Source organism: Citrobacter sp. (genome assembly GCF_050252275.1).
Classification (GTDB): Bacteria; Pseudomonadota; Gammaproteobacteria; order Enterobacterales; family Enterobacteriaceae; genus Citrobacter_A; species Citrobacter_A amalonaticus.
Genome location: NZ_JBFWLF010000270.1, coordinates 1 through 6199, shown reverse-complemented (window position 1 = coordinate 6199; position 6199 = coordinate 1). Strand labels below are relative to the sequence as shown.

Here is a 6199-nt window from a genome sequence, read left to right as displayed (position 1 = left end):
TTTCGTGGCGGAAATGTAATTAAAGTGCAATTGTGGTGGGCCGTACAGGCAACATTATTTTCCTGGTCACCGCAGGTGTTATATCGCTGGCGCGCTTTTTTGCTCCGTCTGTTTGGCGCGAAAATAGGAAAAAACGTAGTCATTCGACCGTCGGTGAAAATTACCTATCCGTGGAAATTAACCATTGGTGATTATGCCTGGGTAGGGGATGACGTCAATTTATATACGCTCGGCGATATTACGATTGGTGCCCATGCGGTGGTTTCGCAGAAAAGCTATTTGTGTACCGGCAGTCACGATCATACCAGCGCGCATTTTGATATTAACGCCACCCCGATTGTGATTGGCGATAAATGCTGGCTGGCAACGGATGTGTTTGTGGCGCCAGGCGTAACGATAGGCGATGGCACTGTCGTCGGTGCGCGCAGTAGTGTTTTTAAATCGCTACCGGCAAATATGATTTGCCGTGGCAATCCCGCAGTTGTGATACGCGAACGCGTTGAAAAGTAATCAGTTTCCCCGTCATGTTTCGGGTTGTAGCGGTGTTGGCATTCCTTGATTATCCGGTCACTTACTTCTGTAAGCTCCTGGATAAGCGGCGTCACCGCCTTGCTATAACCCGAACGATTTAAGGGATAATTAAGAGGTAATAAAATGTCTAAAGTCGCTCTCATTACCGGCGTTACCGGGCAGGATGGTTCTTACCTGGCAGAACTTCTGCTGGAAAAAGGTTATGAAGTTCACGGTATTAAGCGTCGTGCGTCTTCATTTAACACCGAGCGCGTGGATCACATCTATCAGGATCCCCATGCGAGCAACCCGAAATTCCATCTGCACTACGGTGATCTGACGGACTCCTCCAACCTGACGCGTATTCTGCAGGAAGTGCAGCCGGATGAAGTCTACAACCTGGGTGCGATGAGCCACGTTGCGGTTTCCTTCGAATCGCCGGAATACACCGCCGATGTGGATGCGATGGGAACGCTGCGTCTGCTGGAAGCCATCCGCTTCCTCGGTCTGGAAAAGAAAACCCGTTTCTATCAGGCATCGACCTCTGAGCTGTACGGTCTGGTGCAGGAAATCCCGCAAAAAGAGACCACGCCATTCTACCCGCGCTCGCCGTATGCGGTCGCCAAACTTTACGCCTACTGGATCACCGTCAACTACCGTGAATCCTATGGTATCTACGCCTGTAACGGCATCCTGTTTAACCATGAATCGCCGCGTCGTGGCGAAACCTTCGTCACCCGTAAAATCACCCGCGCGATTGCTAACATCGCTCAGGGGCTGGAGTCCTGCCTGTATCTCGGCAACATGGATTCCCTGCGTGACTGGGGCCATGCGAAAGACTACGTCAAAATGCAGTGGATGATGCTGCAACAGGAACAGCCGGAAGACTTCGTGATCGCGACCGGTGTGCAGTATTCCGTGCGTCAGTTCGTCGAAATGGCGGCGGCCCAGCTGGGGATCAAACTGCGCTTTGAAGGCGAAGGCGTGGAAGAGAAAGGGATTGTGGTTTCTGTCACCGGTCATGACGCGCCAGGCGTGAAACCGGGTGATGTGATTGTGGCCGTTGATCCGCGCTACTTCCGTCCGGCAGAAGTGGAAACCCTGCTGGGTGACCCGAGCAAAGCGCATGAGAAGCTGGGCTGGAAACCGGAAATTACGTTGCAGGAAATGGTCTCCGAGATGGTCGCTAAAGATCTGGAAGCGGCGAAGAAACACTCCCTGCTGAAATCTCATGGCTACGAGGTTGCCATCGCGCTGGAGTCCTGAGAATGAGCAAACAACGTATTTTTATCGCTGGTCATCGCGGAATGGTGGGTTCCGCGATTGCCCGCCAGCTTGCGCAGCGTGGTGATGTGGAGCTGGTGCTGCGCACCCGCGATGAGCTGAACCTGCTGGACAGCAAGGCAGTGCTGGATTTCTTTGCCACTGAGCGTATCGATCAGGTTTATCTGGCGGCGGCGAAGGTGGGCGGTATTGTTGCCAATAACACGTATCCGGCCGATTTCATCTTTGAAAATATGATGATGGAAAGCAACATCATTCACGCCGCACATCTGCATAACGTGAATAAGCTGCTGTTCCTCGGTTCGTCCTGTATCTATCCCAAACTGGCAAAACAGCCGATGGCGGAGAGTGAACTGTTGCAGGGCACGCTGGAACCAACCAACGAGCCGTATGCCATTGCCAAGATTGCCGGTATCAAACTGTGCGAGTCATACAACCGCCAGTACGGGCGCGACTATCGTTCCGTGATGCCGACCAACCTGTATGGTCCACATGACAACTTCCATCCGAGCAATTCGCACGTGATCCCGGCGTTGCTGCGTCGTTTCCACGAAGCGACCATGCAGAATGCGGCGGACGTGGTGGTGTGGGGCAGCGGGACGCCGATGCGTGAGTTTCTGCACGTCGATGATATGGCCGCCGCCAGCATCCACGTGATGGAACTGGACAGCGAAGTCTGGCAGGAGAACACCCAGCCGATGCTGTCGCACATTAACGTCGGTACGGGCGTGGATTGCACCATTCGCGAACTGGCGCAGACCATCGCTCAGGTTGTGGGCTACAAGGGCCGCGTGGTGTTTGACGCGACGAAGCCGGACGGTACGCCACGAAAACTGCTGGATGTGACCCGTTTGCATCAGCTGGGCTGGTATCACGAGATCTCACTGGAAGCGGGCCTTGCCAGCACATATCAGTGGTTCCTTGAGAATCAGCATCGGTTCCGGGGGTAAACATGTTTTTACGTCAGGAAGATTTTGCCACCGTCGTGCGTTCCACGCCGCTTGTTTCCCTCGATTTGATCGTGGAAAACGCGCAGGGGGAATTTCTGCTGGGTAAACGACTGAACCGACCGGCGCAGGGCTTCTGGTTCGTGCCCGGTGGCCGGGTGCAAAAAGATGAGCCGCTGAGTGCGGCCTTCGAACGCCTGACCGAAGCCGAATTGGGGCTACGTTTGCCGCTGTCTGCCGGGGAGTTTTATGGCGTCTGGCAGCATTTCTATGACGACAACTTTTCCGGTGAAGACTTCTCAACGCATTACATCGTGCTCGGTTTCCGTCTGCGGGTGCAGGCGCATGGTTTGCCTCTGCCTGACGCGCAGCACGGCGCTTACTGCTGGCTGACGCCCGCGGCGTTGCTGGCTAGCGACAACGTCCATGACAACAGTCGGGCGTATTTTTTGCCGGAATGTCAGGCTAAGGCGCTGGGATTATGAGGATCCTTGTGTATGGCATCAACTACTCACCGGAGTTAACCGGCATCGGTAAATACACCGGTGAAATGGTGGAGTGGATGGCGCGCGAAGGCCATGACGTGCGGGTTATCACCGCGCCGCCATATTACCCGCAGTGGAAAGTGGGCGAGCGCTATTCAGCCTGGCGCTATCGCCGGGAAGAGGGTGATGCCACTGTCTGGCGCTGCCCACTGTATGTGCCAAAGCAGCCGTCAACACTGAAACGATTACTGCATCTGGGCAGCTTCGCCCTCAGCAGCTTTTTCCCGCTGATAGCGCAGCGTCGCTGGAAGCCGGATCGCATTATTGGCGTGGTGCCCACGCTGTTTTGCACGCCGGGAATGCGGCTGCTGGCGAAACTCTCAGGCGCCCGCACGTTGCTGCACATTCAGGATTATGAAGTCGATGCGATGCTGGGGCTCGGTCTGGCAGGCAACGGTAAAACCGGCAAAGTGGCGCAGCTGGCGACCGCTTTCGAACGTAGCGGTCTGCATAACGTCGACAATGTCTCCACCATCTCCCGCTCAATGATGAATAAAGCCCAGGCGAAAGGGGTGGCGGCAGAGAAAGTGATCTTCTTCCCTAACTGGTCAGAAGTCGCCCGTTTTCAGAATGTTAACGATGACGAGGTTATCAGCCTCCGCCAACAGCTTGGTTTGCCGGATGACAAAAAAATCATTCTTTACTCCGGCAATATCGGCGAGAAGCAAGGGCTGGAAAACGTGATTGCGGCGGCGGAACAACTGCATGAGCAGCCGCTGGTTTTCGCTATCGTCGGGCAGGGCGGCGGCAAAGCGCGTCTGGAGAAAATGGCCCGCGAGCGCGGTCTGCACAACGTTCTGTTTTTCCCGTTGCAGCCTTACGAGGCGCTGCCTGCGCTATTGAAGATGGGCGATTGCCACCTGGTGGTGCAAAAACGCGGGGCGGCGGATGCCGTTCTGCCCTCCAAGCTGACCAATATTCTGGCGGTGGGCGGCAATGCGGTGATTACCGCAGAACCTGAGACGGAACTCGGCCAGCTTTGCGACCGCTATGCAGGCATTGCGGTGTGCGTTGAGCCGGAATCGGTCGATGCGCTGGTGGCAGGGATAACGATGGCGCTCACCATGCCAAAAAACAACACGGTGGCACGTGAATATGCCGAACGCACGCTCGATAAAGAGAATGTGCTACGTCAATTTATGAATGATATTCGGGATTAAATTATGAGTCAGACAACACTCTATCCGGTTGTGATGGCCGGTGGCTCCGGTAGCCGCTTATGGCCGCTTTCCCGTGTACTTTATCCTAAGCAGTTCCTGTGCCTGAAAGGCGATCTCACCATGCTGCAAACGACCATTTGTCGTCTTAACGGCGTGGAGTGCGAAAGTCCGGTGGTGATCTGCAACGAGCAGCATCGTTTTATCGTCGCGGAGCAGTTGCGTCAGCTTAATAAACTGACGGAGAACATTATTCTTGAACCGGCGGGACGTAATACCGCGCCGGCCATTGCATTAGCGGCGCTGGCGGCAAAACGTCACAGTCCGGACTGCGACCCGCTGATGCTGGTGTTGGCGGCAGATCACGTGATTGCCAACGAAGAGGCCTTTCGCGACGCGGTGCGCAACGCAATGCCGTACGCCGAAGCCGGAAAGCTGGTCACGTTTGGTATCGTTCCGGATCTGCCGGAAACGGGCTACGGCTATATCCGTCGCGGCGATGTCACCCCCGGCGTTAACGATGCCGTGGCGTTTGACGTTGCGCAGTTTGTGGAAAAACCGAGTCTGGAAACAGCGCAGGCCTATGTCGCCAGCGGTGATTATTACTGGAACAGCGGGATGTTCCTGTTCCGTGCCGGACGCTATCTGGAAGAGCTGAAAAAATACCGTCCCGATATCCTGGAAGCCTGCGAAAACGCGATGAGCGTGGTCGATCCGGATCTCGATTTCATCCGCGTGGATGAAGCATCGTTCCTGGCGTGTCCGGAAGAATCTGTCGATTACGCAGTAATGGAACGCACGGCGGATGCGGTGGTGATGCCGATGGATGCGGGCTGGAGCGATGTCGGCTCCTGGTCCTCGCTGTGGGAAATCAGCGCCCATACCGCTGAGGGAAACGTCCATCACGGCGACGTCATCAGCCATAAAACCGAAAACAGCTACGTCTATGCCGAATCGGGACTGGTGACCACCGTCGGCGTGAAAGACCTGGTGGTGGTGCAGACCAAAGACGCGGTGCTGATTGCCGACCGTAACGCGGTGCAGGACGTCAAAAAAGTGGTTGAACAAATCAAAGCCGATGGCCGCCACGAACACCATATTCACCGCGAAGTGTACCGTCCGTGGGGGAAATATGATTCCATCGACGCCGGTGACCGCTATCAGGTCAAACGCATCACCGTGAAACCAGGGGAAGGGCTGTCGGTACAGATGCACCACCACCGCGCCGAACACTGGGTGGTGGTGGCGGGTACTGCGAAAGTCACCATTGACGGTGAGATCAAACTGCTCGGTGAAAACGAGTCTGTCTACATTCCGCTGGGAGCCACCCACTGTCTGGAAAACCCAGGGAAAATTCCACTCGATCTGATTGAAGTGCGCTCGGGTTCTTACCTCGAAGAGGATGATGTGGTGCGGTTTGAGGATCGCTACGGCCGGGTGTGACGCCCTAACCATCATCTTTCGCGCCGCAGATGCGTTGGCTTCCTTTACGCACCCCGGTCACTTCGTTGACTAAGCTCCCGGGGATACGCGCAGTCGCCGCCTTCCTGCAACGCGAAATCTAATGGTTATGTACTTTACAAAAAATATCTCCAGTCCGGAGAGGGACAACTGTTGCCTGAATAAGGGTAAAAACATGACAAAATTAACCTGTTTCAAAGCCTACGATATTCGCGGCAGGCTGGGCGAAGAGCTGAACGAAGAGATTGCGTGGCGGATTGGTCGCGCTTACGGCGAATTTCTGAAGCCGAAAACC

Annotated in this window: 7 protein-coding genes; all 7 read left to right on the top strand. The window is 55.3% G+C overall.

Annotated features, from left to right (window positions below; translation table 11 throughout):
* Positions 1-510: colanic acid biosynthesis acetyltransferase WcaF (wcaF, locus tag AB7E14_RS19010; protein WP_428169795.1), on the top strand; the 510-nt coding region annotated here is incomplete at its 5' end.
* A gap of 144 nt (positions 511-654) precedes the next feature.
* On the top strand, positions 655-1776 hold the full coding sequence (gmd, locus tag AB7E14_RS19005) for a GDP-mannose 4,6-dehydratase (protein ID WP_043000187.1): 1122 nt from the start codon (positions 655-657) through the stop codon (positions 1774-1776).
* Positions 1777-1778: 2 nt separating this feature from the next.
* Entirely contained in the window at positions 1779-2744 is a 966-nt protein-coding gene (gene fcl / locus AB7E14_RS19000; protein WP_043000188.1) for a GDP-L-fucose synthase, read from the top strand.
* Between the two features lie 2 nt (positions 2745-2746).
* Positions 2747-3226, top strand: a complete 480-nt coding sequence (locus tag AB7E14_RS18995) for a GDP-mannose mannosyl hydrolase (RefSeq protein ID WP_316962527.1) — start codon at positions 2747-2749, stop codon at positions 3224-3226.
* Entirely contained in the window at positions 3223-4446 is a 1224-nt protein-coding gene (gene wcaI / locus AB7E14_RS18990; protein ID WP_316962528.1) for a colanic acid biosynthesis fucosyltransferase WcaI, read from the top strand. The genes AB7E14_RS18995 and wcaI overlap by 4 nt, the downstream gene beginning before the upstream one ends.
* Positions 4447-4449: 3 nt before the next feature.
* Positions 4450-5886 (top strand): mannose-1-phosphate guanyltransferase, encoded by a 1437-nt coding sequence (gene cpsB / locus AB7E14_RS18985; protein ID WP_043000191.1) that lies wholly within the window; start codon positions 4450-4452, stop codon positions 5884-5886.
* A 193-nt stretch (positions 5887-6079) separates the two neighbouring features.
* A partial coding sequence (locus tag AB7E14_RS18980; protein WP_428169796.1) for a hypothetical protein occupies positions 6080-6199 on the top strand: 120 nt, incomplete at its 3' end.

Excerpts from the sequence above, each read along its gene's own strand:
- gmd (WP_043000187.1), top strand. The coding sequence starts at position 655 with ATGTCTAAAGTCGCTCTCATTACCGGCGTTACCGGGCAGGATGGTTCT.
- fcl (WP_043000188.1), top strand. The coding sequence starts at position 1,779 with ATGAGCAAACAACGTATTTTTATCGCTGGTCATCGCGGAATGGTGGGT.
- AB7E14_RS18995 (WP_316962527.1), top strand. The coding sequence starts at position 2,747 with ATGTTTTTACGTCAGGAAGATTTTGCCACCGTCGTGCGTTCCACGCCG.
- wcaI (WP_316962528.1), top strand. The coding sequence starts at position 3,223 with ATGAGGATCCTTGTGTATGGCATCAACTACTCACCGGAGTTAACCGGC.
- cpsB (WP_043000191.1), top strand. The coding sequence starts at position 4,450 with ATGAGTCAGACAACACTCTATCCGGTTGTGATGGCCGGTGGCTCCGGT.